This window comes from Burkholderia sp. KCJ3K979, assembly GCF_016759955.1.
In the GTDB taxonomy this organism is placed as follows: domain Bacteria; phylum Pseudomonadota; class Gammaproteobacteria; order Burkholderiales; family Burkholderiaceae; genus Burkholderia; species Burkholderia orbicola.
The window spans coordinates 1-22,648 of sequence record NZ_JACFYV010000098.1; the positions used below are offsets into that span (position 1 = coordinate 1).

General features: G+C 66.8%; 24 protein-coding genes. 14 read left to right on the forward strand and 10 right to left on the reverse strand.

Annotated elements, in window-relative coordinates; translation table 11 throughout:
• From H3O04_RS20470 to andAc, 4 genes are all read right to left on the reverse strand, one after another.
• Positions 1-392 (reverse strand): FAD-dependent oxidoreductase (locus H3O04_RS20470; protein WP_202588335.1); only part of this gene is annotated, 392 nt, incomplete at its 3' end.
• Complete coding sequence (gene andAb / locus H3O04_RS20475; RefSeq protein ID WP_006479527.1) at positions 382-708, reverse strand: anthranilate 1,2-dioxygenase ferredoxin subunit AndAb; 327 nt, start codon at positions 706-708, stop codon at positions 382-384. The genes H3O04_RS20470 and andAb, both read right to left, overlap by 11 nt.
• A gap of 35 nt (positions 709-743) precedes the next feature.
• Complete coding sequence (andAd, locus tag H3O04_RS20480) at positions 744-1,220, reverse strand: anthranilate 1,2-dioxygenase small subunit AndAd (RefSeq protein ID WP_011548235.1); 477 nt, start codon at positions 1,218-1,220, stop codon at positions 744-746.
• Positions 1,221-1,234: 14 nt separating this feature from the next.
• Positions 1,235-2,506 (reverse strand): anthranilate 1,2-dioxygenase large subunit AndAc, encoded by a 1,272-nt coding sequence (gene andAc / locus H3O04_RS20485; RefSeq protein ID WP_027811470.1) that lies wholly within the window; start codon positions 2,504-2,506, stop codon positions 1,235-1,237.
• A gap of 212 nt (positions 2,507-2,718) precedes the next feature.
• Here andAc and andR point away from each other — a divergent pair, with 212 nt between their 5' ends.
• The gene (gene andR / locus H3O04_RS20490; protein ID WP_202588336.1) at positions 2,719-3,684 is read left to right on the forward strand and encodes an anthranilate 1,2-dioxygenase regulatory protein AndR; all 966 of its coding nucleotides are present in this window, start codon (positions 2,719-2,721) and stop codon (positions 3,682-3,684) included.
• 169 nt (positions 3,685-3,853) lie between these two features.
• On the opposite strand, the gene H3O04_RS20495 is transcribed toward andR, so the two are convergent.
• Positions 3,854-4,744, reverse strand: coding sequence for a LysR family transcriptional regulator (locus H3O04_RS20495; RefSeq protein WP_202588337.1), 891 nt, complete (start codon positions 4,742-4,744; stop codon positions 3,854-3,856).
• A 91-nt stretch (positions 4,745-4,835) separates the two neighbouring features.
• Between H3O04_RS20495 and H3O04_RS20500 the strand changes: the two genes are divergently transcribed.
• Genes H3O04_RS20500 through catC form a run of 3 tightly spaced genes read left to right on the forward strand, consistent with a single transcriptional unit; the run spans position 4,836 to position 7,238 of the window.
• Positions 4,836-5,969, forward strand: a complete 1,134-nt coding sequence (locus H3O04_RS20500; RefSeq protein ID WP_202588338.1) for a muconate/chloromuconate family cycloisomerase — start codon at positions 4,836-4,838, stop codon at positions 5,967-5,969.
• Between the two features lie 32 nt (positions 5,970-6,001).
• Positions 6,002-6,904 carry a catechol 1,2-dioxygenase gene (catA, locus tag H3O04_RS20505; RefSeq protein WP_077180002.1) on the forward strand — a complete coding sequence of 301 codons (903 nt, stop codon included), beginning with the start codon at positions 6,002-6,004 and terminating at the stop codon, positions 6,902-6,904.
• A gap of 43 nt (positions 6,905-6,947) precedes the next feature.
• Positions 6,948-7,238: a muconolactone Delta-isomerase gene (catC, locus tag H3O04_RS20510; protein WP_006479534.1), complete on the forward strand. Its 291-nt coding sequence runs from the start codon at positions 6,948-6,950 to the stop codon at positions 7,236-7,238.
• Between the two features lie 181 nt (positions 7,239-7,419).
• Here catC and H3O04_RS20515 read toward each other — a convergent pair whose 3' ends face one another.
• Complete coding sequence (locus tag H3O04_RS20515; RefSeq protein WP_202588339.1) at positions 7,420-8,199, reverse strand: NAD(P)H-dependent oxidoreductase; 780 nt, start codon at positions 8,197-8,199, stop codon at positions 7,420-7,422.
• Between the two features lie 86 nt (positions 8,200-8,285).
• Here H3O04_RS20515 and H3O04_RS20520 point away from each other — a divergent pair, with 86 nt between their 5' ends.
• Positions 8,286-9,179 carry a LysR family transcriptional regulator gene (locus H3O04_RS20520; protein WP_069230805.1) on the forward strand — a complete coding sequence of 298 codons (894 nt, stop codon included), beginning with the start codon at positions 8,286-8,288 and terminating at the stop codon, positions 9,177-9,179.
• 178 nt (positions 9,180-9,357) lie between these two features.
• Entirely contained in the window at positions 9,358-9,762 is a 405-nt protein-coding gene (locus H3O04_RS20525) for a DUF2471 family protein (RefSeq protein ID WP_006479558.1), read from the forward strand.
• A 184-nt stretch (positions 9,763-9,946) separates the two neighbouring features.
• On the opposite strand, the gene H3O04_RS20530 is transcribed toward H3O04_RS20525, so the two are convergent.
• Positions 9,947-11,980, reverse strand: coding sequence for an NADPH-dependent 2,4-dienoyl-CoA reductase (locus H3O04_RS20530; RefSeq protein ID WP_202588340.1), 2,034 nt, complete (start codon positions 11,978-11,980; stop codon positions 9,947-9,949).
• Positions 11,981-12,055: 75 nt separating this feature from the next.
• Here H3O04_RS20530 and H3O04_RS20535 point away from each other — a divergent pair, with 75 nt between their 5' ends.
• The 3 genes from H3O04_RS20535 (at position 12,056) to H3O04_RS20545 (ending at position 14,480) form a co-directional block, all read left to right on the forward strand.
• The gene (locus H3O04_RS20535; RefSeq protein WP_202588341.1) at positions 12,056-13,126 is read left to right on the forward strand and encodes an AraC family transcriptional regulator; all 1,071 of its coding nucleotides are present in this window, start codon (positions 12,056-12,058) and stop codon (positions 13,124-13,126) included.
• 209 nt (positions 13,127-13,335) lie between these two features.
• A complete protein-coding gene (locus tag H3O04_RS20540; RefSeq protein ID WP_226132273.1) occupies positions 13,336-13,881 on the forward strand; it encodes a hypothetical protein in 546 nt (181 codons plus the stop codon).
• Positions 13,878-14,480 carry a hypothetical protein gene (locus H3O04_RS20545; RefSeq protein ID WP_202588342.1) on the forward strand — a complete coding sequence of 201 codons (603 nt, stop codon included), beginning with the start codon at positions 13,878-13,880 and terminating at the stop codon, positions 14,478-14,480. The genes H3O04_RS20540 and H3O04_RS20545 overlap by 4 nt, the downstream gene beginning before the upstream one ends.
• A gap of 99 nt (positions 14,481-14,579) precedes the next feature.
• Here the strand turns inward: H3O04_RS20545 and H3O04_RS20550 are convergent, their stop codons facing one another.
• The 3 genes from H3O04_RS20550 to H3O04_RS20560 form a co-directional block, all read right to left on the reverse strand.
• A complete protein-coding gene (locus H3O04_RS20550) occupies positions 14,580-15,059 on the reverse strand; it encodes an aconitase X swivel domain-containing protein (protein ID WP_202588343.1) in 480 nt (159 codons plus the stop codon).
• Positions 15,052-16,299 carry an aconitase X gene (locus tag H3O04_RS20555; RefSeq protein ID WP_202588344.1) on the reverse strand — a complete coding sequence of 416 codons (1,248 nt, stop codon included), beginning with the start codon at positions 16,297-16,299 and terminating at the stop codon, positions 15,052-15,054. Before H3O04_RS20555 ends, H3O04_RS20550 begins: the two co-directional genes overlap by 8 nt.
• A gap of 204 nt (positions 16,300-16,503) precedes the next feature.
• Positions 16,504-16,932, reverse strand: coding sequence for a MarR family winged helix-turn-helix transcriptional regulator (locus H3O04_RS20560; RefSeq protein ID WP_012338528.1), 429 nt, complete (start codon positions 16,930-16,932; stop codon positions 16,504-16,506).
• 92 nt (positions 16,933-17,024) lie between these two features.
• Here H3O04_RS20560 and H3O04_RS20565 point away from each other — a divergent pair, with 92 nt between their 5' ends.
• The 5 genes from H3O04_RS20565 to H3O04_RS20585 form a co-directional block, all read left to right on the forward strand.
• The gene (locus H3O04_RS20565; RefSeq protein WP_012338529.1) at positions 17,025-17,945 is read left to right on the forward strand and encodes a LysR family transcriptional regulator; all 921 of its coding nucleotides are present in this window, start codon (positions 17,025-17,027) and stop codon (positions 17,943-17,945) included.
• Positions 17,946-18,054: 109 nt separating this feature from the next.
• A complete protein-coding gene (locus H3O04_RS20570) occupies positions 18,055-18,486 on the forward strand; it encodes a MarR family winged helix-turn-helix transcriptional regulator (RefSeq protein ID WP_012338530.1) in 432 nt (143 codons plus the stop codon).
• Between the two features lie 64 nt (positions 18,487-18,550).
• Positions 18,551-19,645 (forward strand): HlyD family secretion protein, encoded by a 1,095-nt coding sequence (locus H3O04_RS20575; protein ID WP_012338531.1) that lies wholly within the window; start codon positions 18,551-18,553, stop codon positions 19,643-19,645.
• A 13-nt stretch (positions 19,646-19,658) separates the two neighbouring features.
• Positions 19,659-21,233 (forward strand): DHA2 family efflux MFS transporter permease subunit, encoded by a 1,575-nt coding sequence (locus tag H3O04_RS20580; RefSeq protein ID WP_012338532.1) that lies wholly within the window; start codon positions 19,659-19,661, stop codon positions 21,231-21,233.
• Positions 21,234-21,251: 18 nt separating this feature from the next.
• On the forward strand, positions 21,252-22,648 hold a 1,397-nt coding region (locus H3O04_RS20585; RefSeq protein ID WP_202588345.1), incomplete at its 3' end, for an efflux transporter outer membrane subunit.

Genomic DNA, 22,648 nt, shown 5'->3' on the forward strand with positions numbered 1-22,648 from the left:
GTGCGGACGTAGTGCACCGCGACACTTTCGTCGATCGCCCCGCCGAACGGGCGCACGCGCGAGCCCGTCGCGAGCACGAGCTTGCCGTACGGCACCGTCGCACCGTCGTCGAGCCGCACCCGCCGCGCGTCGCGCTCGATCGCGTCGACCCGCGTGCCGAGCCGCAGCTCGATACGCTGCGTGTCGTACCACGCGGCATCGCGGATGAACGCGCGCCGTTCGCCGCCGTCCGTCAGCAGCGCGTCCTTCGACAGCGTCGGCCGGTCGTACGGCAGCTCGCGCTCCGCGCCGATCATCACGATGCGCGCCGTTGCATCGCGTTCGCGCAGTGCTTCTGCCGTACGCCGCGCCGCGTGGCCGGCGCCGACGATCACGAACGGATCAGCCGACATTGACTTCCACCTGCCCGTCGACGATCCGGATCGGATAGGTCCGCACCGGCTCGGTGATCGGCGCGCACTTCGGCGCGCCGGTGCGAATGTCGATCAGCCCCTGGTGCAGCGGGCATTCGACGCAGCCGTCCTCCACATAGCCTTCGGACAGCCGCGCATGGCCGTGCGTGCAGAGGTCGTGCATCGCGAACAGTTCGTCGCCGATCCGGAACACGGCAATCGGCTTCTGGCCGGCGACCCGCGCCGCCGGTTCGTCTTCGGAGAATTCGTCGAAAGCGCCGAGCGGATGCCACTCGGCCAGGGTTGCTTCGGTCATGTCGGTTCCTTGCTTCGTCAGAGCGGTCAGAGCGGTCAGATCGGCGTCGCGAGCAGCGTCTGCACGCGCGACGTGTCGTAGATCACGCGCTTGGTCTTGTAGCGCCAGCCGTCGGGCGTGCGCACGACCGTGTCGTAGTACTTGCCGGCCTGGTACACGTTCGATTCGCCGTTGCTGCGCGTCTGCACGACCACGTAATTGCTCTCCGTATCGAACTCGCCGTCGCGTTCGGCGACGATCGTCAGGCCCGACGTCATGTGCCGGTACGTGTGCTCCTCGTAGATGTTCGCGTGCCGCAGCGACACCACGCGGTCGCGCAGCATCCGCTGGTTCGTGCAGTGGACGATCCCGACCGGCAGCCCGAGATCGGCGTTCTCCTTCGGCACGATTTCGTACGTGCAGTCCTCGGTGAACATCTCCGGCCAGTGTTCGAGCCGGTCGTTGTCGAGGTGCCCGATGTAGCGGTTCTGGAGCATGTAAATCTCGAACCACGTCTTCATGTCTTCCGTCATTTTTTGCTCCCGCTTCAATAGCCCATCAGCTTCTGGTAGCCGACCCAGAACTTGCGGATCAGGCTCTCGGTGATCACCGTGTCCTGCTGGTCCGGATTGCCGCGCGACATCTCGATCACCGACGTCGCGTCGGCATCGCGCACCGTGCCGCGCTGCACGAGCTCGGTCGCTTCGGTGTCCTCCATCGAGATGTAGCCAGCCGGCCCGACGAGGTTCGCCTGCTTGATGCGCAGCGCGCGCAGCTCGGGCGTGTCGTCCGCGTAACCGAAGAAGTGGAAGATCAGCTCGAAGTTGTCGGGGCCCTTCGGCAGGATCTGCCGCGCGACCAGCGTGTTGTGGATCTGCTGGATCACGAGCTGCGGAAAGATCGGCTGGATATGGTTCGTGCAGTCCTCGTCGTATTCGGACACGAGATCGAGGATCGATTCGTCTTCCAGATGGAAGCCCTCGTCGAACGAACGGATGTTCTGCTGCTTGTACGCGGCCGACGTATCGTCGCCCGTCTTCGTCACCGTGATGATGCTGTGCAGCCCGTGGTTCGCATCCGGAATCGAGCGCGCCTTCATCCCGACGCGGAAGATGTTGAAGGTCGTATGGAACAGATGCAGCATGCTCGCGTGATACGGGTCCTTCACGTTCTCCATGTACAGCTTCCAGTTCGACTTCGAATACTGGCGCGTACAGCCGAGATACTCGATCGGCTTGTGGAAGATCCGGTCGATCCACGGGCGCATCTGCTCGCCGAGATACTCGGGCAGCGGCGCCACTTCATCGCTGAAGGTCGCGAACACGAGCCCGCGATAGCTGTCCACGCGCAGCTTGCGCAGCCCGTGCTGCTTCGGGTCGAAATCGGCCGGCATCCCGGTCATCCCCTTCTGGCCGCGCCGGAACGGCACGCCGAGCAGGTTGCCCTGGTTGTCGAAGCTCCACTGGTGATACACGCACGTGTGCGAACTCGCGTTGCCGCGCGACTTGCGGCACACCTGCGCGCCGCGGTGCGCGCAGCGGTTCACCCACGCGGACAGCGTGCCGTCCTCGGTGCGCGTGACGACCACCGGCGTGTCGCCGACGAACGTGCTCTTGAAGTCGCCGGCGTTCGGAATTTCCGCTTCGAGCGCGACGAAATTCCACGTCGGCCCGCGGAAGATGCGTTCCTGCTCGCGATCGTAGACCGCCCGCGAGCTGAACACCTTGTACGGCACGCGCGAGCCGTCGTCGTGCGGGAAGGTCACGTCGGACGCGTCGCCGCGCGCGGCGAAAACGACGGGCGATTCTGTCTGCTCCATGTCGGACTCCTTGTGGTTCCGTTGCGTTGAATGCATGGAGCCGATTTTTGAAAAGCTAATATTCGGCGTCTATCCGGAAAGTGCGATTGCGGCGGCGCAATATCCACTTTCGGCGGATTTCTGCGCTAGCATGGCGGCACACGCGGCCGCCGCACGATCGCGACCCATTCGTCGGATCGAAGCGCGCGTCGTCCATACCAAGGCACAGGCCCATGTCCCCAACGTCGTTCGAGCCGCTCGCGCTGCGCGCGCACCGGCTGTTCGAATCCCGCGATCTCGACGAAACGCGCGAGCGGATCTCGCGCGTGATGCAGCCGCACGCGCTGCTGCCGAGCGGCCGCGTGCGGGGCGCGTCGCACATGGATTTCGTCAGGCTGGGCGGGCTCGGGATCGGCACGATCGCGTTCGGCGACGCGATGCGCGTGCAGGTCGATGCCGTCGACGGCTACTACCTGCTGATGTTCTGCCTGTCCGGCCAGGCCGAAGTGCGCGCGATGGGGCGGCAACTCGGCGTCGATGGCCAGACCGGCGTGCTGTGCGCGCCCGGCGAGCGCTTCGACGCGGTGCTGTCGGCCGATTGCGAGCAGTTCGTGCTGCGCATCGACGCGGCGACCGTCGGCGCGCTGACCGGCGACCCGCGCGCGATGCTCGACCCGGTGCTGCACGTGAGCGACACCGCACTCGCCGCGTGGCGTCAGCAACTGATGCTCGTCGCGCGGTCGCCCGAGCTGCTCGAACGTGCGAACGCGAACCCGCGGGTCGCGTCGCAACTCGAGCATCTGTTGATCGACCTGCTGATCGAAGGCCATCCGCCGTCGGTGCTGCAGGCGGCGCACCGCGACCCGGCGCCGGGTTTCGTGCGGCGCGCGCAGGAGTTCGTCGATGCACACTACGCGCAGCCGCTGCAGCTCGCCGATATCGTCCAGGCCGCCAACGTGCCCGAACGGACGCTGCGCGATGCGTTCCTGCAATTCCGCGGGATGAGCCCGATGCAATACCTGCGCGCGACGCGGCTCGCGCACGCGCGCGAACTGCTGCGCGGCGCGGCATCCGACCGGCGAATTGCCGATATCGCGCTCGATTGCGGGTTTACCCACCTGGGCCGGTTCGCGATCGCGTATCGGGAGAGGTTCGGCGAATCGCCGTCAGAAACGCTCGACGCGAAGCGTCAGGCTTGACCGTCCGTCGGCGCCCTGCGCTTTTGCGCACCGCGCTCACCACACGACGGCTTGCCAGCCAGCCTTGACGGTGCCGGAACGACATCTCGTCGCACTGCCCGTTCCGAATTCGGCGGCGCGCCCCGGACCCGGCCGTTAGTTGCAATTTATAACGTGAACGCCGCGACTGTCACGCCGCCGGCACGATCATCTCCCGCGCAATCGCGCAAAACGCCGCCGTGGCCGCGCTTTCGCCGTGCAGCCGGCGGCTCATGATGATCGGCGACGTCGCGCCCGGCTCCGGCAGCCGCCGGTAGACGACGCCCTTCACGCGCACGCCCTCCACGCTCTCCGGCACCAGCGACACGCCCACCTGCGCGGCCACGAGCCCGAGCGCCGTCTGCAACTCGCGCACCTCGTGCACGGCCGCCGGCACGACCGCGCCGTCGCGCAGCGCCGACAACTGCTGATCGGCGAAGCTCGGCCGCGGCGTGCTCGGGTAGACGATCATCGTCTCGTTCGCGAGATCCGCGAGCGTCAGCGGCCGGGCCGGATCGGCGAGCCGATGCCCGACCGGCAGCGCCGCGATCAGCTTTTCCTCGATCAGCGCCTCGCGCACCAGCTGGTCGTCGTCGAAGCGCAGGCGGCCGAACCCCACGTCGATCCGCCCGCCCTTCAGCGCGCCGAGCTGTTCGAGCGTGAACATTTCGATCAGCGACAGCTCGACGTCCGGCTGCGCCTCGCGAAACGCACGGATCACGTCCGGCAGCGCGCCGTACAGCGCCGACGGCACGAAGCCGATGACGATCCGCTCCGACAGTTGCGCGAGCCGCCGCGTGAGCGGCCCCAGTTCGTCGGCCTGGTCGACCAGACGTTTCGCCTGCGCATAGAACACGCGCCCGGCATCGGTCAGTTTCAGCGGCCGCGCGCCGCGCTCGAACAGCGGCAGCCCGATCTCCTCCTCGATCGCCTGGAGCTGGCGGCTCAGCGGCGGCTGCGTCATGTGCAGCCGCTCCGCCGCCCGCGTGATGTTCATTTCCTCGGCGACGGCGATGAAGTAACGGAGCTGACGCAATTCCATTTCATGCCTCAAAGGTATGGAAGTAGTCGGAAAGAGTGTTGGACGACGCGGGGCGGGAATTCCTACCATGTGCACCAACAGGAGGAATCGCATGATAGCAACTGCCGCCACCATCGAACGCATCGACACGCTGCTGGTCGACGTCCCGACGATCCGGCCCCACAAATTGTCGGTCGCGACGATGAATTGCCAGACCCTCGTGCTGGTTCGCATTCGATGCACGGACGGTATCGAAGGCGTCGGCGAGGCGACGACCATCGGCGGCCTCGCCTATGGCGAGGAGAGCCCCGAAAGCATCAAGGTCAACATCGACACGTACTTCGCGCCGCTGCTGCAGGGCCTGGATGCGACACGTCCGGGCGCCGCGCTGGCGCGGGCGCGCAAGCTGTTCCAGGGCAACCGCTTCGCGAAGTGCGCGATCGAGACCGCGCTGTTCGACGCGCAGGCGCGGCGTCTCGGCGTGCCGCTGTCCGAGCTGTTCGGCGGCCGCCGGACCGATGCCGTCGATGTCGCGTGGACCCTCGCGAGCGGTGATACCCAACGCGACATCGCGGAAGCCGAAGCGATGCTCGACGCCCGCCGCCATCGCGCGTTCAAGCTGAAGATCGGCTCGAACGCGGTCGCCGACGACGTGGCGCACGTGGTCGCGATCAAGCGCGCGCTCGGCGAGCGCGGCGACGTGCGGGTCGACGTGAACCAGGCGTGGAGCGAAACCGACGCGATCTGGGCCGGCGCGCGGCTGGCCGACGCCGGCGTGAGCCTCGTCGAGCAGCCGATCGCCGCGACCAACCGCGCGGGGCTGAAACGCCTCACGCAGCTCGCGCAGGTGCCGATCATGGCCGACGAGGCGCTGCATGGCCCCGTCGATGCGTTCGCGCTCGCGCAGGATCGCGCGGCCGACGTGTTCGCGGTGAAGATCGCGCAATCGGGCGGCCTGCAGGGCGCGGCGAGCGTCGCGTCGATCGCCGCGGCGGCCGGCATCGAACTGTACGGCGGCACGATGCTCGAAGGCGCGGCCGGCACGATGGCGTCCGCGCAACTGTTCAGCACGTTCGACTCGCTGAAATGGGGCACCGAACTGTTCGGCCCGCTGCTGCTCACCGAGGAGATCCTCGTCGAGCCGCTGCGTTACGAGGATTTCAAGCTGCATCTGCCGGCGGCGCCCGGCCTCGGCATCACCTTCGACTGGGCCCGCATCGAACGGATGCGACGCGGCGCCCGCTGATCCCCACACGACAACCGACACCGGAGACACAGATGAACAAGCAAGCCATCGACGCCCTGCTGAAGACCTTCGACGACGCCGCCGAGAAGCCCGGCAACCCGCGCGTGCGCGCGATCGTCAACCGGATCGTGAAGGACCTCTGCTACACGATCGAGGACTTCGACGTGCAGCCGAGCGAATTCTGGACGGCCCTGAACTACCTGAACGAAGCCGGCCGCGAATTCGGGCTGATCGCCGCGGGCCTCGGCCTCGAACGCTTCCTCGACGTGCGGATGGACGAAGCCGAGGCAAAGGCGGGCATCCAGGGCGGCACGCCGCGCACGATCGAAGGGCCGCTGTACGTCGCCGGCGCGCCGGAATCGGTCGGCCACGCGCGGCTCGACGACGGCACCGATCCGGGCCAGACGCTGATCATGCGTGGCCGGGTGCTCGGCCAGGACGGCGCGCCGCTCGCGAACGCGCTGGTCGAGGTGTGGCATGCGAACCATCTGGGCAATTACTCGTACTTCGACCCGTCGCAGCCCGCGTTCAACCTGCGTCGCTCGATCCGCACCGATGCCGAAGGCCGCTACAGCTTCCGCAGCGTGCTGCCGGTCGGCTACAGCGTGCCGCCGGGCAGCAAGACCGAGCAACTGCTCGACCAGCTCGGCCGCCACGGCCATCGTCCGGCGCACATCCACTTCTTCGTTTCGGCGGACGGTTATCGTAAGCTGACGACGCAGATCAACATCGATGGCGATCCGCATCTGTGGGACGACTTCGCATTCGCGACGCGCGACGGGCTGATCCCGCCGGTCAGGCAGGCGGAGGGCGCGGAAGGCAAGCCGTACGGCGTCGACGGGCAGTTCGCGCTGATCGACTTCGACTTCTCGCTGCTCAAGGACAAGCAGGACGTGCCGGGCAGCGAAGTCGAGCGGGCCCGCGCGCAGGCGTGAGCGCCCTTCCCGTTCGACGAATCGACAACGCAAGGAGTGCAGGATGCTGTTTCATGTGGAAATGACCGTTCGCCTGCCGGCGGACATGGACCCGGTGAAGGCGGCCACGCTGAAGGCCGAAGAAAAGGCGATGTGCCAGCGGCTGATGAACGAAGGCGTCTGGCGCCATCTGTGGCGAATCGCCGGGCAGTATGCGAACGTCAGCATCTTCGACGTCGAAAGCGTGCAGCAGCTGCATGACGTGCTGAGCCAGTTGCCGCTGTTTCCGTATATGGAGATGGAGGTGCGGGCGCTGTGCCGGCATCCGTCTTCGGTGCGGGACGACGATCGGTAAGCGACGGTGAATCGCGGCCGTGACCCACGGCCGCGAGGTGCCACGAGATGCCACGAGAAGCACGACCCGGGCGGCCGGCGATGTCACGCAGGCCGCCCGGGTCGTTTGCATTCCGCGTTTGGCATCTTGCGGTTGGCGGCGGTTGTCCGTGCCTCCTCTGCAGCGGGGTGCGCAGTAACCGTCAGGCGGTCAAGTGTGCGGCGAACCCCACCGTCCCCGGCGCGATGTCCTCCTTCAACGTCAGCGCCGGAATCTCGTAATCGCCCGCGTTCTGCCGGCGAAACGGAATCGGCGGTGTGGTCCACAGATCGTTCAGACGCTGACCGAGCGCCGTGCACGTCTGGTCGAAACGCGCGGCGTTCATCTTGCCCGTCCGGTAGATCACGAACGGCGGCAGCACGTCGAACCCCGGGTAATACAGCACGCCGTGCTGGATCGGGAACAGCAAGTCGTCGATCGGCCCGTTGATGCCGCGCCGGCTGTAGTGCGACTCCCACCCGCCCGTCGTGACGACGATCATCGCCCGCTTGCCTGCCAACATCCCTTCGCCGTAGCGGTCGCCCCAGTGCGTATCGGAATGTTCGCCGACGCCGTACGCGAAACCGTACGCATATACGCGCTCGAACCAGCCCTTCATGATCGCCGGCATCGAGAACCACCACAGCGGAAACTGCAGGATCACCGCGTCGGCCCACTTCAGCTTGTCCTGCTCGCGCGCGATGTCTTCGCTTTGCGTACCCGCCGCGAACGCGCGCTTCGAATCGAGCGACGGATCGAACCGCGCATCGGGTGCGCGATCGGTCACGTCGTTCTCATCCAGCGTCGCCTTCCAGTTCATCGCATACAGGTCGCTCACCTGCACCGCGTGGCCGGCCGCTTCGAGATGCGCGACGGCGAAATCGCGCAGCGCGCCGTTCAGCGAACGCGGTTCGGGATGGGCATACACGATCAGCACATTCATGTTCGTCACTCCGTGGATTGAATGACTGCAGGATGCGGCCTTCAACGGTATATTTGAAATGAATTCCTGATATCCCAGGTATAGCCATGAATAATCTCAGACGGCTCGATCTGAACCTGCTCGTCACGCTGGACGTGCTACTTGCCGAGCACAACGTCACGCGCGCGGCCGAGAAGCTGAACATGTCGCAGCCGTCGGTCAGCGTGCAGCTGCAGAAACTGCGCGACGTGTTCGGCGATCCCCTGCTGTTGCCCGGCCCGCGCGGGATGCGGCCGACCGCGCGCGCGGAAGCGCTGCGCGAGCCGTTGCGCGATGCGCTCGAAGCGGTCGAGCGCGCGGTGATCCCGGCCACGCCGTTCGATCCCGCGACCGCGACGCACACGTGGCGCGTGGCCGCGACCGACTACGGCGAATCGACGATCGTGCTGCCCGCGCTGCGCACGCTGCGTTCGACCGCGCCCGGCACGCGGCTGGCCGTCGTCGAACTCGTGCCGCCGCGCATCGAGCAGGATGCCGAACGAAACGGCATCGACCTGGCTTTTCATACGACCGAAGGGTCGCCGCCCGGCATGCGGCGCCTGCCGCTGTTCGTCGAGCGCTACGTGCTGATCGGCCGCGCCGGTCATCCGAAGCTGAAGCGGCGCCCGACGCTCGCGCAGTTCGCCACGCTCGAACACGTGATCGTGTCGCCCGACGGCGGCGGCTTCTTCGGCGTGACGGACGAAGTGCTCGCGAAGGCAGGGGCCACGCGGCGCGTCGTGCTGTCGGTGCCGCACTTCCTGTTCGTGATGTCGGCCGTCGCGAGCACCGATCTCGTCGCGATGCTGCCCGAGCGGCTGGTGCGCGACGTGCCCGCGTTGCGTGTGGTGGACGCCCCCGTCGAGGTGCCCGGCTATGAAATGTCGATGCTGTGGCACGAGCGCGTGCATCGCGATCCGGCGCACCGGTGGTTGCGGGAGACGATTGCGGCGGCGGTGTAGATCGTCCGCCCGATCGATGCGATCGCCCGCGTCGAGCGTCGAGCGCCGGGCGCCGACGCACGAAATTCTGCATTCGGGGCTTGAAACCGCGCTGAACACTGTATATATTTACAGTGCTTTTGCACCATTTGACCCGAATTCCGTCATCCACAGACGAACGGACTTTTGTGAGGCGACCATGTTCCAGGCTTCCGCATTCGATCCCGAGCAACCCGGCTTCAATCCCGTCCACTTCGAGCGCGCCGCGCAGCGGGCGGTCGTCGATCTGCAGCGTGTCGCGGGCGGCCCCGCGCAGCGGGCGCTCGGTCTGCGCCGCCGCACTCACCCGGCGGCCGTGCGCACGATGAGCTGGCAGGCGCTGCTGAACGTCGAGGAGCTGGCGTTCTCGAATCCCGGCTTCCTGAACCGCAACGATCCGGCCGTCGTCGACGCATTCATCCGGCTGCGTGGCAGCCGGCTGGTTGCCGCAGACGTCGAGGAGCCGGTCGACTGGCGCCGCGACGATGATGACCTGCCGGCCATCTACCTGATCGTCAAGGCGATGCTCGAAGCGGAAGAGGAAGAGCGGGCCGAAGCGGCCTGAGCCGCGCCGGCCGATCGCGGGCACGGTCTGCCGGGCTCGCGCCGCCATATTGCATGGTGGCGCGGCGGCTCGTTATTGTTCTGTTCCAGCGAATCGGCGCATCAGGCGGCAAGCCGCGAACCGTCGCTCAAGCCGCTCATCGCCACGCGACGATCAGCCGAATGACCGTCGCAGCACCCGCCCGTTACAGCCGCGCCGCCAGCCGCGCACCCTGATCGATCGCGCGCTTCGCATCGAGTTCGGCGGCCAGTTCGGCGCCGCCGATCAGGTGCACCGAGCGCCCGGCCGCCTGCAATGGTGCGAGCAACGCGCGCTGCGGCTCCTGCCCCGTGCAGAGCACGATCGTGTCGGCTTCGATCAGTTCGTGGTCGGTGCGCTGCTCGCCGTACGACACATGCAGCCCGCGCGCATCGATCCGCTCGTAGTTCACGCCGCCGATCATCTTCACCTGCTTCATCTTCAGCGTCGCACGGTGAATCCAGCCGGTCGTCTTGCCGAGCCCCTTGCCGAGCGGCGCGGCCTTGCGCTGCAACAGCGTCACTTCCCGCGCCGGCGCCGACACCTGCGCACGCGTCACGCCGCCGCGCGTCGTGGCCGGGTCGGTCACGCCCCACTCGGCTTTCCACTCATCCAGATCGAGTGCCGGCGACTCGCCGTCCTGCACCAGATATTCGGCGACATCGAAGCCGATCCCGCCCGCGCCCACCACCGCGACCCGCCGGCCGACCGGCTGTTTGCCCGCGAGCACGTCGATATAGCTGAGCACGTTCGGCCCGTCCTGCCCCGGAATCTTCGGGTCGCGCGGCGCGACGCCGGTCGCGAGCACGATCTCGTCGTAGCCACCCGCGATCAGGTCGCTCGCATCGACGCGGCGGTTCAGGTGCAGTTTCACGCCGGTCAGTTCGACCTGCCGGCCGAAGTAGCTCAGCGCTTCGTGAAATTCCTCCTTGCCCGGAATCCGCTTCGCCATGTTGAACTGGCCGCCGATCTCGGCCGCGCCGTCGAACAGGTCGACCTGATGGCCGCGCTGCGCGAGCACGGTCGAGCACGCGAGCCCGGCCGGCCCCGCGCCGACCACCGCGATGCGCTTCGGCTGCGGCGCGGGCGTGTATTTCAGCTCCGTCTCGTGGCACGCGCGCGGATTCAGCAGGCACGACGCGATCTTGTTCTTGAACGCATGATCGAGGCACGCCTGATTGCAGCCGATGCAGGTGTTGATCTCGTCGGCACGGCCCTGCGCGGCCTTGACGACGAACTCGGCATCCGCGAGCAGCGGGCGCGCCATCGATACCATGTCCGCGCAGCCGTCCGCGAGAATCTGCTCGGCCACTTCGGGCCGGTTGATCCGGTTGGTCGTCACGAGCGGGATGCCGACCTCGCCCTTCATCTTCTTCGTCACCCACGCGAACGCGCCGCGCGGCACCGACGTCGCGATCGTCGGCACGCGCGCCTCGTGCCAGCCGATCCCCGTGTTGATGATCGTCGCGCCGGCCCGTTCGACCACTTTCGCGAGCTGCACGGTTTCGCTCCAGTCGCTGCCGTCCGGAATCAGGTCGAGCATCGACAGCCGGTAGATCAGGATGAAGTCGCGGCCGACCGCTTCGCGTGTGCGCTCGACGATCTCGATCGGCAGGCGGATGCGGTTCTCGTACGAACCGCCCCACTGGTCGGTGCGCTTGTTCGTATGCATCGAGATGAACTGGTTGATCAGGTAGCCCTCGGAGCCCATGATCTCGACGCCGTCGTAACCGGCCTCGCGTGCGAGCGTCGCGCAGCGCACGAACGCGCGGATCTGCCGCTCGACGCCGCGCGCGCTCAGTTCGTGCGGCGCGAACGGCGAAATCGGCGACTTGATCTTCGACGGCGCGACCGCGAACGGGTGATAACCGTAGCGCCCCGTATGCAGGATCTGCAGCGCGATCTTGCCGTCCTCCGCGTGCACGGCGCCGGTGATCTCGCGATGCCGGCGCGCGGCGGCCGACGTCATCAGCGTGCCGCCGAACGGCTTGGTCCAGCCGGCCACGTTCGGCGCGAAGCCGCCCGTCACGATCAGGCCGACCCCGCCGCGCGCGCGCTCGGCGAAATATTCAGCGAGGCGCGGCAGCGTCTTGCGGCTGTCCTCGAGGCCGGTGTGCATCGAGCCCATCAGCACGCGATTCTTCAGCGTCGTGAAGCCGAGATCGAGCGGGGCGAGCAGGTGGGGAAAGGGTGTCGTCATGATGATTCGGCCAATAAGCGATGCCTGCCATCGTAGGCGCGCGCCGCCTTGAACGTGAGGGGGCAAACAGCCATAATGCTTGTCATTTCCGGCCAAATCGACATGACTTCCCCGTCTCGCAAGGATCGCCTCGGGCTGCGCCGCCCGACCATTCCGGTCGCCTATACACGCCTGCTGCTGCAGGCGCTGGCCGCACGCGGCGTCGACCTGGCCGCCGTGCGGGCCGGCACGGGCCTGCGCGACGCGGTGCTGGCCCAACCGGACGCGCGCGTCGCGCCGTCGCAATGGGGGCGGCTGGTGCTCAACGCGATCGAAATCGGCGGCGATCCGGGCATCGGGCTCGCGTTCGGGCTGCTGCTGAAACCGACCGTGCACGGCTTTCTCGGCTACGCGACGCTGACCGCGCGGGACATCCGCGAAGCGCTGTCGGTCACGCAGCGCTACTTCCGGATGCGGAATCGCCAATACCGGCTGACTTACGCGGAAGACGCGCGCGGCGCGACGCTCGAACTGCACGGCGTGCAGGCGAACCCCGTGCTGCAGCACCACGTGATGTTCGAATTCGTGCTGACGGGGCTCGCGCAGAACATCTCGCAATGGTCCGGCCGCGCATCACCGCCGATCAGGCTGCAATTCGCGTGGCCGGAGCCCGCGTATTTCGCACGCTATCGCGACCAGTTGCCGCCGGTGGCATTCGGCTGCGCGGCCAACGCGCTGTGGATCGCGCGCGACGTGCTCGACTGGCCGCTGCCGCTCGCCGACGAAGTCGCGCACCGGCAGGCGCTCGTGCAGGTGGAACGCGAATATGCGCAGGTGCGGCAGGAGGAAGGCGATCTGGTCGAGCGCGTGCGGGCGGAACTGGCGCGCGCCGCCGGGGATTATCCGGGGCCGGACATGCTCGCCGACGCGCTGCTCGTGTCGACGCGCACGCTGCGGCGCCGGCTGGAAGAAGCCGGATCAAGCTATCGGCAATTGCTCGACGAAGCGCGGTTTCGCGACGCCAGGCAGTTGCTCGCCGCGTCGGATCTCGATCTGAAAACGATCGCCGAACGGCTGCAGTTCACCGACCCGGCGAATTTCACGCGCGCGTTCCGGCGCTGGGCCGGGCAGACGCCGAGCGCATTTCGGGAAGCGGCTGCGAGGTGATGGCGTCGGCAGTGACCCGGCACCGGCGCGAATAACGCCGAACCGCCGCCGGCGGCACGGTGCGGGTGCGGGGGCGGCTGCGCGCGAATTCAGTGCCACGCGCCGGGCAACCCGTCGCCCGGCAATGCCGGACGGTCGGCCGAAAGCGGTGGCGTATGATGGGCGCCACATCAAAACGACGTCGCGCGGACCCGCGCCCTCTCCGACCCATGCCCAATCGCACCACCCTGATCGAGGCCACGATCGACCGCGTCGATACCAACCTCATCCGAGTCAAGGCCAATGTCAGGAAGAACCCGCCATACCGTTTGACGATGCAGAACGTCTGCTACTTCGTCACGGCCAACGACGTCGACGAAGAAGCATTCAAGCAGATCGAGAAACTGAGGCCCGGCATGTCGGTGCGCGCCTGCACATTCGAGCATCGCGGCCGTCGCCGGATCGCGTGGATCAGGAGCGGCAGCCTTGCCATCGCGCCGTACGACGTGCGCGCGCAAAAGCGACGGAACCTGTCGCTGCTCGCCTGGGCGTCGTGCCTGGTCGTGCTGAGCCTGGGTACCGCTGCCGCGGCACTCCATTCGGGTTGGGCGTTCACCTCTGCACTGGCCACCGTCGTGTCCATCGTCGGTCTGGTGGGCGACCTGGTCGCCATCGGCGGCTTGTCCGACCTGATCTTCCAGCCGCAGCGACGCGAAGCCCAGGATTGCTGGCTAGGCGAACCGTCCGGTTTCAGCGCGGAGCGCAGCGGCCCATGACGAACCACGACATGCAGACCGTATCCGGCCGCGTGACGGCAATCAGCCAGCAATCGATCGAGACGAAGGTCTGGAGCAACAACCTGGGCACGACGACGCAAAGTATCGAGGAAATCACGCTCAAACTCGATTCGCTCGCGTCCCCCCTCGTGTTCAGGACCAACCGGACGACGCGCCTGTTCATCGCCGATGGCGATCGATTGAATGTCGCCTATGTCGGCGACCAGGATCGCCAGAGCGTCTACGGCATTCGCAACATGACCGACGGTTCGGCTTATCTGCTGCGCCCCGCCAAAGTCGCCGGCGCCCGAACCGACCTTTTCGTCATGCTCATTTGCGTGATCGGCGCGGCCGTCGTCAGCGGAATCGTATCCGTGGTGACGCTCAGCATGGAATCGACGTTCGACGTGTTTGCGCTGATCAGCGCGAGCGTAATCGGCTTGTGCGTGCTGAGTGCGATCCTGCGCATCCTGTTCGGCGTGATCGTGTGGCCCGAAATCAGAAGACTGGCGCAGCCGGGCGGCAAACGCGAAATGAACGCGGCGGCTCAAGCGCTGTCGCTCACGCAGGAAGAAACCCGACACGTGCGCTTCATCTGACCGGGACAGGTGCGGCTACCGCGCGGCGAACGACGCTGCTCGCTCCGGATCGCATCGCCGCGGCCACCGCCTGACTCACCGTCAGCGCGCGCCGGTCGTTCAGGTCAAACCGGATCCGCCCGAACGAGCATCAGCGCCCAGATAAATCCGCGCGCCGCCGTCCCCCTCGCCCGCTTCGATCCGCACGTCGCCCGTTGCGGCGACGATCGCGTCATACACATCGTCGCTCACGCACACCACCGGCACCGCGATCGCATACAGCTCGGCGGCCACGATCGCGCCGATCGAGATGATCAGGTCGCGTTCCTTCAGCACGATCCCGACCGGCCCCGTGCCGTTGCGCACAGCTTCCGCGAGCACGCTGCTGCTCGAACTCGATCCCTTCGCGTGCGGCATCACCATCACCTTGCCGGCGAGGCTCGCGCCGGCCTGCGGATGCCCGCGATCGACGATCCTGCCCGCGCCCGAGTCGTAGCCGCCCCAGAAGCTGAGCGGCTTGTCGAGCACGAAAGGCCGCGCGCACGCGCTGCCCGGCACGAGCGTGTCGCCCGTCAAGAATGTGTCCGTCGCTTCAGTCATCGAATCGCACCTTGCCTTCGTACGCGGACCGCACGCATTCGCGCATGCTGCCGTACGCCACCGTCACGCCGATGTTTGCGGGCGCATACGACGCCCATTTCCCCGAGTTGGTCATCACCAGCCCCGACAACTGCTTCATCACCGGCGTGATGTACGTGCAGGTATCGACGACGATCTGGATGCCGCGCGCGGCGAATTTCTCCGCGAGGCCGGCTTCCTCCAGTTCCCACAGAATGAAGCGGCTCGTGTTCACGTAGAAATCGCAGGCCGGCTTGCCGTCGAACGCGTCGAGCAACGTGTCGAGCGTGCGGAATTCGGCCAGCGAAAAATGCGGCGTGCCGAGCGCGACCGCGACGAGCGCGTCGCCGGCTGCGCCGTGATTCAGCGTGCGGCGAATCTCGTCGAGATCGGCCATCGTGATATCGACCGTGCGTTGCGCCGTGTGCCCGTGCAATGCGGCGTCGAGCGTCGGCGCCTCGGGCGTCACGCCGACCGCATGGAACAGCGCGACGGCCCCGCTCGACGCGGCGGCCGCGCCGAGCGCCTTGAGTTCGTCCTCGGTGGTGTCGGCCGGCAGCCCGACGATCGCCGGCACGACCGCCCCCGCGATCTTGCCGACCGCCAGGCCAAGCGCGGCGAAATAGATGTCACGCGACGGCAGGCCGCTGAAATCCGGCGCATTGAACACGATCCGCGCGGCGCGGTTCGCGTCGACATGCAGCCCTGCATACGGCGCCCGCCCGGTGATTGCCGCGGCCAGGTCGAGAAAATCGCCGTAGCGGCTCGTGCGCGCACCCAGCACCGAATTCGCGAACACGATCGCATTCGATTCGGCCCACGCGATCTGCTCGCCTAGTGCGGGACGATTCTTCAGTTGATATGGCGCGCAGGTGAAGCTCGATTCGCAGCCGAGCAGCAAATGCGCGTCCATCAGGCGCTGCGCATCGCGCTGGATGGTACGGTCGCCGTGGTACAGCTCGGGATGGATCAGGTCGAGCGACCCGACGTTCAAGGTGGTCGGCACCGCGACCTTCGCGCCCGTGTCGACGAAATAGTCGACGAAGTCGAGGCTCGTCTGGCCGTGATACAGACAGCCGTCGATATGGGCAGACGTAATGTCGATCAGGTGCGGCGCGGACATCACTTGCGCGGTGCGCGCGACGATCCGCATCGCGCGGGCGACGCCGTCGCCGAAATCCCCACGCAACATCGCGTCGTCGCGGTCGCTCAACTGCAGCATCGGTTGCTCCTCGTGACGCCTACCGGCGGCGGCGCCGGCTCATGAACTCAGTCAGAGGACTTTACGACTGGAAATAAAAACTGTCCAGATTTTGATCGAATCGGATTTCAATAGAACCAATTTTCACGATCCGATGCTTCGACGGCGACCAATGGCTCGAATTCCGCACCAATTGGTCGTCCCACCGAACCGTCCGCCCCTCGCCTAGCGTTCCGCCGTCAGGCTGAACAACTCATTGCGCAACGCCTTCGCCCGCTCGCGGCCGAACTGCATGTCGAATTCGTCCTGCGCGGCCTGCCACGCGACTTTTGCCTGCGCGAACGTGCGTTCGCCGAGCTTCGTGAGGTGCAGCGCATGCGCACGCGCATCGTGCTCCGACGCCGCCGTCGAGACGAAACCGTCGCGCTGCAACGGCTTCAGCGCACGCAGCAAGGTCGTGCGATCCATCACGAGCATCTCGGCGAGCTCACTCATCAGCAGGCCGGGATGGCGCGTGAGGTTCGCCATGATCGAGAACTGGGCGGGCGTGACGCCGACCGGGGCCAGATGGCGTTCGTACAGTTGCGTGACGAAGCGCGCCGCCTGACGCAGCGCGAGACAGTTGCACGCCTGGGCAATCGAGGTGTCGTTCATGTTCGGCAATCTATATGTGCATATGCATAAAGTCAATGTACACTCCGCCGTAACAGCGGCCGGCGGCCGGCCATCGCGTCAAGGAGACGGACATGGACTACATCGACAAGCTGCGCATCTTCCGGTCCGTGGTGGAAATGCGCAGCTTCACGCGCGCCGCCGACATGCACGGCCTCGCGCGGCCGGTCGTATCGCGTGCGGTCGCGGATCTGGAGGCGCGTTTCGGCAGCCGGCTGCTGCACCGGACGACCCGCCAGGTATCGCTGACCGAAACGGCCGAGCGCATCTACGAGCGTTGCGCGGCCGTGCTCGACGAGCTCGACGCGCTGGAAGTGGAAGCGCAGACGCACACGCGCGAGCCCGAAGGCCTGCTGCGCCTCGTCGCGCATACGACGGCCGCGCTGAACCGGCTCGTGCCGCTGATTGCCGGCTTCAAGAGCGCGCATCCGAACGTGCGCCTCGACGTCACGCTGACCGAGCGCCCGGTCGATCTGGTCGGCGAAGGCTACGACATCGGCATCGTCGTGCCGTACATGCTGACGAGCGAATCGACCGTCGTGCGGCTGGTCGAGCGCATTCCGGTCGTGATCGTCGCGACGCCCGCGTATTTGCAAGCACATGCGCGCCCCGAGACGCCGGCCGACCTCGCCAATCATCCGTTCGTGCCGATCTCGCCGTCGCTGCGCCGCCCGGCGCTGTCGTTCCGGGTCGACGGCAACCTGCTCACCGTGCCGTTCCGTTTCGACATCTCGTCGAACAGCCCCGTGTTCAACCGCGAAATGGTCATGCACGACTTCGGCATCGGCGTCGTCCCGAAAACGCTCGTCGAGGCCGAACTCGCGTCGGGCGCACTCGTGCAGTTGCTGGAGGACGCCGATCTCGTCGACGCGTTCGTCGAAATCAAGCTCGCGTACGCGAACCGCGCGCTGCTGCCCGCGAAGGTGAAGGCGTTCATCGACCACACGGCCGCGTACTGCGACCGCGAAGGCTGGATCGTTCCGGCAGCGGCGTAACGCCGGGCGCGCGAATGCGCGTTTCCGACGCCGATTGATACAGCCACGGCACCAATCTGATCCCGCCGCGCCCCTCGCTTCGCGCCACCTCGCCACCTAACATGTGCACATGCACAAGACCACGCTCACCGATGACGATTGCTTCGCGGTCCGGCAAGCCGCCCGGCGGATCTCGCAGTTCTATGAGCGCTACCTGTCGCGGGCAGGCGTCACGCCGTCGCAATACAGCATCCTCGCGCTGCTGCGCGACCGGCCCGGCCTGACGATGGCGACGCTGTCGAACGTGCTGGTGATCGAACGCACCGCGCTGCTGCGCGCGCTCAAGCCGCTCGTCGGCGCGGCGCTGGTGACGGGGCGGATCGAGCCGCCATGCCGCGGTCAGACGTTCGCGCTGACCGCGCACGGCGAAACGAAGGTGGCGGATGCGCACGTGCACTGGCTCGCCGCGCAGGAAGCGTTCGAGCGGTGCTTCGGGTCGGCGCAGGCGGCCCGACTGAGAGACGAATTGTTCCGGATCACGCACAACCTGCCGGAACGCTGACCCCTTCCCCGATCGACGTCGTGCTGTCGATCGTTTTGATAAGTGCATATACATAGGTGAATCGATGGATACGACCCAAGACGCTGCCTCGTCGCGCGAAGCAGCCACAACCGAACGGCCCGCCAAGCAGCAACGCCGCGTGCCGTGGATGCGCATCGCGGTGGGCGCCGTCGTCGTCGTGGTCGCGGCCGCCGCGCTCGACTGGCTGTTCGTGCTGCGCTTTCAGGAAAGCACCGACGACGCGTATGTCGGCGGCGACGTGACCGTGCTCGCGCCGAAGGTCAACGGCTTCGTCGACAAGATCCTCGTGACCGACAACCAGCGCGTGAAGGCCGGCGACGTGCTCGTGCAGCTCGATGCGCGCGACTACGACGCGAAGCTCGCGCAGGCCAGCGCCGAAGTCGACAGCGCGCGCTCCGCCGTGACCGAACTCGAAGCGAAGCAGCAACTGCAATTCGCGGTGATCGGCCAGCACGCGGCCGACAAGAACGCGTCGTCCGCCGAACTGACGCGCGCCGCGTCGGACCGCGTGCGCTACCGCGAACTCGTGAAGTCGGACGCCGTATCGAACCAGATCGTCGAGCGCGCGGATGCCGACTACTCGAAGGCCGGCGCGGCCGTCGAACGCAGCGACGCCGCGCTGCTCGCGTCGAAGCGCCAGCTCGACGTGCTCGGCGCGCAGCTCGCCGATGCGCGGGCCCGCGTGAACACCGCGCTCGCCGCGCAGCGCGTCGCGGCGCTCAACGTCGAATACACGACGATCCGCTCGCCGGTCGACGGTTACGTCGGCAACCGCACGGGCCGCGTCGGCATGCTCGCGAACGTCGGCGTACCGCTGCTGACGGTCGTGCCGGCCTCCGGCCTGTGGATCGACGCGAACTTCAAGGAAGACCAGTTGCGCAAGATGCGCGCGGGAGACCGCGTCGACGTCGCGCTCGATGCGTCGAGCACGCGACTGCATGGCCGCGTCGACAGCCTGGCGCCCGCGACCGGCGCGACCTTCAGCGTGCTGCCGCCCGAGAACGCGACCGGCAACTTCACGAAGATCGTCCAGCGCGTGCCGGTGCGCGTGCATCTCGATCCGCAGCCCGGCATCAAACACGTGCTGCGCCCCGGCCTGTCCGCGGTCGTGACCGTGCATACCGATCACAAGAACTGAGCGGGAGCCGACGATGACCACCGCGTTTTCCGGCGACCCCGCGTCGCAACCGACCAAACAGCGCGTGTTCGCGTTCGCGCTGATGTGCGTCGGCTTCTTCATGGCGACGCTCGACATCCAGATCGTCGCGTCGTCGCTGCGCGACATCGGCGGCGGACTGTCCGCGAGCCAGGACGAACTGTCGTGGGTGCAGACCGCGTACCTGATCGCCGAGATCATCGTGATCCCGATGTCGGGCTGGCTGTCGAAGGTGATGTCGACCCGCTGGCTGTTCGCCGCGTCGGCCGTCGGTTTCACGATCACCAGCATGCTGTGCGGGCTCGCGTGGGACATCAACTCGATGATCCTGTTTCGCGGGCTGCAGGGCGCGCTCGGCGCCGCGATGATCCCGACCGTGTTCACCACCGCGTTCGTACTGTTCCCCGGCAGGCAGCGGTTGATCGCGTCGACGACCATCGGCGCGCTCGCGTCGCTCGCGCCGGCGATCGGCCCCGTGATCGGCGGCTGGATCACCGACCAATGGTCATGGCACTGGCTGTTCTACCTGAACCTCGTGCCCGGCATCGCGGTAGCCGCGCTGGTGCCGCGCTACGTGCATATCGACGCACCCGATCTCAGCCTGATCAAGCGCGGCGACTATCTCGGCATCGCGCTGATGTCGGGCTTCCTCGGCTGCCTCGAATACGTGCTCGAGGAAGGCCCGCGCAAGAACTGGTTCGGCGACGACGCGATCGTGATCTGCGCGTGGATCTCCGGCATCTGCGGCTTCCTGTTCATCGTGCATGCGCTGACCGCAAAAGACCCGATCGTCGACCTGCGCGCGCTGGCCGTGCGCAACTTCGGGATCGGCAGCCTGCTGTCGTTCGTGACCGGCATCGGCATCTTCGTGACCGTGTTCCTGACGCCGCTGTTTCTCGCGCAGGTGCGTGCGTTCAGCTCGCTGCAGATCGGTATCGCGCTGCTGTCGGTCGGCGCATTCCAGTTGATCGCGCTGTGTGCGTATGCGTTCGCCGCGCGCTACGTCAGCATGCGCGCGCTGCTCGTGTTCGGGCTGATCTGCTTCGGCCTCGGCTGCTACCTGTACACGCCGATCACACACGACTGGGGCTGGCAGGAACTGCTGCTGCCGCAGGCGCTGCGCGGCATCGGCCAGCAGTTCAGCGTGCCGCCGATCGTGACGATGGCGCTCGGTTCGCTGCCTCAGTCGCGCCTGAAATCGGCGAGCGGGTTGTTCAACCTGATGCGTAACCTCGGCGGCGCGATCGGTATCGCCGTGAGCGCGACGATGCTCAACGACCGCCTGAATTTCCACTATCTGCGCCTCAACGAGCACGTGAGCGCCGGCGAGCCGCAGGTCGCGTCGCTGCTCGATCGCCAGGCCGAGTACTGGGGCTCGGTGGCCGGCAATACGCTGAACACCGCGCAGGCCGGGCTCGCGAACCTGCACCGGCTGATCTATCGCGAAGCGCTGACGCTCACCTATGCGGATGCGTACTACGCGCTGTCGCTGTGCTTCGTCGTCGCGCTGCTCGCCGTCGTGTTTTCCAAACCCATTACGTTGAACGCGCCGCCGCCGGACGCGCACTGAGGCCAAGGAATCGTCATCATGAAGAAGCTACTCGTCGCGCTGGCCGTCAGCGCATTCGCCGCCGGGTGTGCAGTGCAGCCCGCGCAGCATCCGGCGCTGAACGACTCCGTCCAGACGCTCGCGCCCACCGCGTGGGATACCGACGTGCCGCGCGCGGACATCGACGCCGCCGCCTGGTGGGCGCAGTTCCACGACCCCGTGCTCGACCGGCTGATCGCGACCGTGCTCGACAGCAACCTCGATCTGCAAGCCGCCGCCGAACGCGTGAAGCAGGCGCAGGCGCTGACCGTGCAGAAACGCGCGGTGCTGCTGCCCGAACTCGACGCGACCGCGCATGCGGCCGACGCGCGGCAGAACACGCCGCCGCCGCTCGGTTATGTGCGGCAGGCTGGTGCGGGGCTTGCGCTGAGCTGGTCGCCCGACGTGTTCGGCGGTGAACGGCTCGATCTGCTGGCCGCTCAAGCGGAGCTGGTCGGGCAAAAGCATGCGGAAGATGCGATGCGCCTCGCGCTTGCAGCGGACGCGGCATCCGCGTATGTCGATCTGCGCTGGGCGCAGCAGGAACTGAAGATCCTGCAGGACAACGCGAAGATCCGGCAGCATGCGCTCGAACTCACGCGCAAGCGGCAGGCGTTCGGGCTGTCGACGGAACTCGACGTGACGCGTGCGCAGAACCAGCTCGATGCGCTCGAAGCGAGGATTCCGCCGACGCAGGCGCAGATTTCGCATCAGCTCAATCTGATCGCCGTGTATTCGGGGCGGACGCCGGAATCGGTCGATCGGCTTTTGCTGGCGCAGGCGGGGGAGATTCCCGCGCCGCCAGTTGGCGCGCCGGGGACGCTGCCTTCGCAGGCGTTGTTGCGGCGGCCGGATGTGCTGACTGCCTATGCGCAGGTTGAGCGGCGTGCCGCGCAGGTCGGCGTGGCGAAGGCCGAGCGGTATCCGAAGTTCTCGTTGAACCTGACGGACGGGATTCTGGCAGCTTCGTATCTCGGGTTGCCGACGTTGACCGATAACCTGTTCAGTGCTGCGCTGAGTGCGACGAGCCCGATCTTCAACGCGGGACGCATTACCGCCGATATCTCGCAGAGCGAAAGCCGGATGCGCGAGTCGGAACTCGGGTTACGGCAGACGATGCTGCAAGCGCTGCGGGAAGTCGAAGATGCGCGCGCGAATCTCGTCAGTTCCGATGAGGCAACGCGGCGACTGGGTAGCGCATTGGCGGCTTCCGATAAAGCGCTTGGGCTGGCGAATCAGCTTTATAAGGGCGGCGCGACGGATTTTCTGGATGTGCTGTCGGCGCAGGAGGTCTATCTGCGGGATTCGGATTCGCTCAATCAGGTCAAGCGCGAGCATGCGCTGGCGGCGGTGGCGTTGTATCGGTCGCTTGGGGGTGGGTGGAGCCGGAATGACGC

Excerpts from the sequence above, each read along its gene's own strand:
- andAb (WP_006479527.1), bottom strand. The coding sequence starts at position 708 with ATGACCGAAGCAACCCTGGCCGAGTGGCATCCGCTCGGCGCTTTCGAC.
- andAd (WP_011548235.1), bottom strand. The coding sequence starts at position 1,220 with ATGACGGAAGACATGAAGACGTGGTTCGAGATTTACATGCTCCAGAAC.
- andAc (WP_027811470.1), bottom strand. The coding sequence starts at position 2,506 with ATGGAGCAGACAGAATCGCCCGTCGTTTTCGCCGCGCGCGGCGACGCG.
- andR (WP_202588336.1), top strand. The coding sequence starts at position 2,719 with ATGTCCCCAACGTCGTTCGAGCCGCTCGCGCTGCGCGCGCACCGGCTG.
- H3O04_RS20495 (WP_202588337.1), bottom strand. The coding sequence starts at position 4,744 with ATGGAATTGCGTCAGCTCCGTTACTTCATCGCCGTCGCCGAGGAAATG.
- H3O04_RS20500 (WP_202588338.1), top strand. The coding sequence starts at position 4,836 with ATGATAGCAACTGCCGCCACCATCGAACGCATCGACACGCTGCTGGTC.
- catA (WP_077180002.1), top strand. The coding sequence starts at position 6,002 with ATGAACAAGCAAGCCATCGACGCCCTGCTGAAGACCTTCGACGACGCC.
- catC (WP_006479534.1), top strand. The coding sequence starts at position 6,948 with ATGCTGTTTCATGTGGAAATGACCGTTCGCCTGCCGGCGGACATGGAC.
- H3O04_RS20515 (WP_202588339.1), bottom strand. The coding sequence starts at position 8,199 with ATGAATGTGCTGATCGTGTATGCCCATCCCGAACCGCGTTCGCTGAAC.
- H3O04_RS20520 (WP_069230805.1), top strand. The coding sequence starts at position 8,286 with ATGAATAATCTCAGACGGCTCGATCTGAACCTGCTCGTCACGCTGGAC.
- H3O04_RS20525 (WP_006479558.1), top strand. The coding sequence starts at position 9,358 with ATGTTCCAGGCTTCCGCATTCGATCCCGAGCAACCCGGCTTCAATCCC.
- H3O04_RS20530 (WP_202588340.1), bottom strand. The coding sequence starts at position 11,980 with ATGACGACACCCTTTCCCCACCTGCTCGCCCCGCTCGATCTCGGCTTC.
- H3O04_RS20535 (WP_202588341.1), top strand. The coding sequence starts at position 12,056 with ATGCTTGTCATTTCCGGCCAAATCGACATGACTTCCCCGTCTCGCAAG.
- H3O04_RS20540 (WP_226132273.1), top strand. The coding sequence starts at position 13,336 with ATGCCCAATCGCACCACCCTGATCGAGGCCACGATCGACCGCGTCGAT.
- H3O04_RS20545 (WP_202588342.1), top strand. The coding sequence starts at position 13,878 with ATGACGAACCACGACATGCAGACCGTATCCGGCCGCGTGACGGCAATC.
- H3O04_RS20550 (WP_202588343.1), bottom strand. The coding sequence starts at position 15,059 with ATGACTGAAGCGACGGACACATTCTTGACGGGCGACACGCTCGTGCCG.
- H3O04_RS20555 (WP_202588344.1), bottom strand. The coding sequence starts at position 16,299 with ATGCTGCAGTTGAGCGACCGCGACGACGCGATGTTGCGTGGGGATTTC.
- H3O04_RS20560 (WP_012338528.1), bottom strand. The coding sequence starts at position 16,932 with ATGAACGACACCTCGATTGCCCAGGCGTGCAACTGTCTCGCGCTGCGT.
- H3O04_RS20565 (WP_012338529.1), top strand. The coding sequence starts at position 17,025 with ATGGACTACATCGACAAGCTGCGCATCTTCCGGTCCGTGGTGGAAATG.
- H3O04_RS20570 (WP_012338530.1), top strand. The coding sequence starts at position 18,055 with ATGCACAAGACCACGCTCACCGATGACGATTGCTTCGCGGTCCGGCAA.
- H3O04_RS20575 (WP_012338531.1), top strand. The coding sequence starts at position 18,551 with ATGGATACGACCCAAGACGCTGCCTCGTCGCGCGAAGCAGCCACAACC.
- H3O04_RS20580 (WP_012338532.1), top strand. The coding sequence starts at position 19,659 with ATGACCACCGCGTTTTCCGGCGACCCCGCGTCGCAACCGACCAAACAG.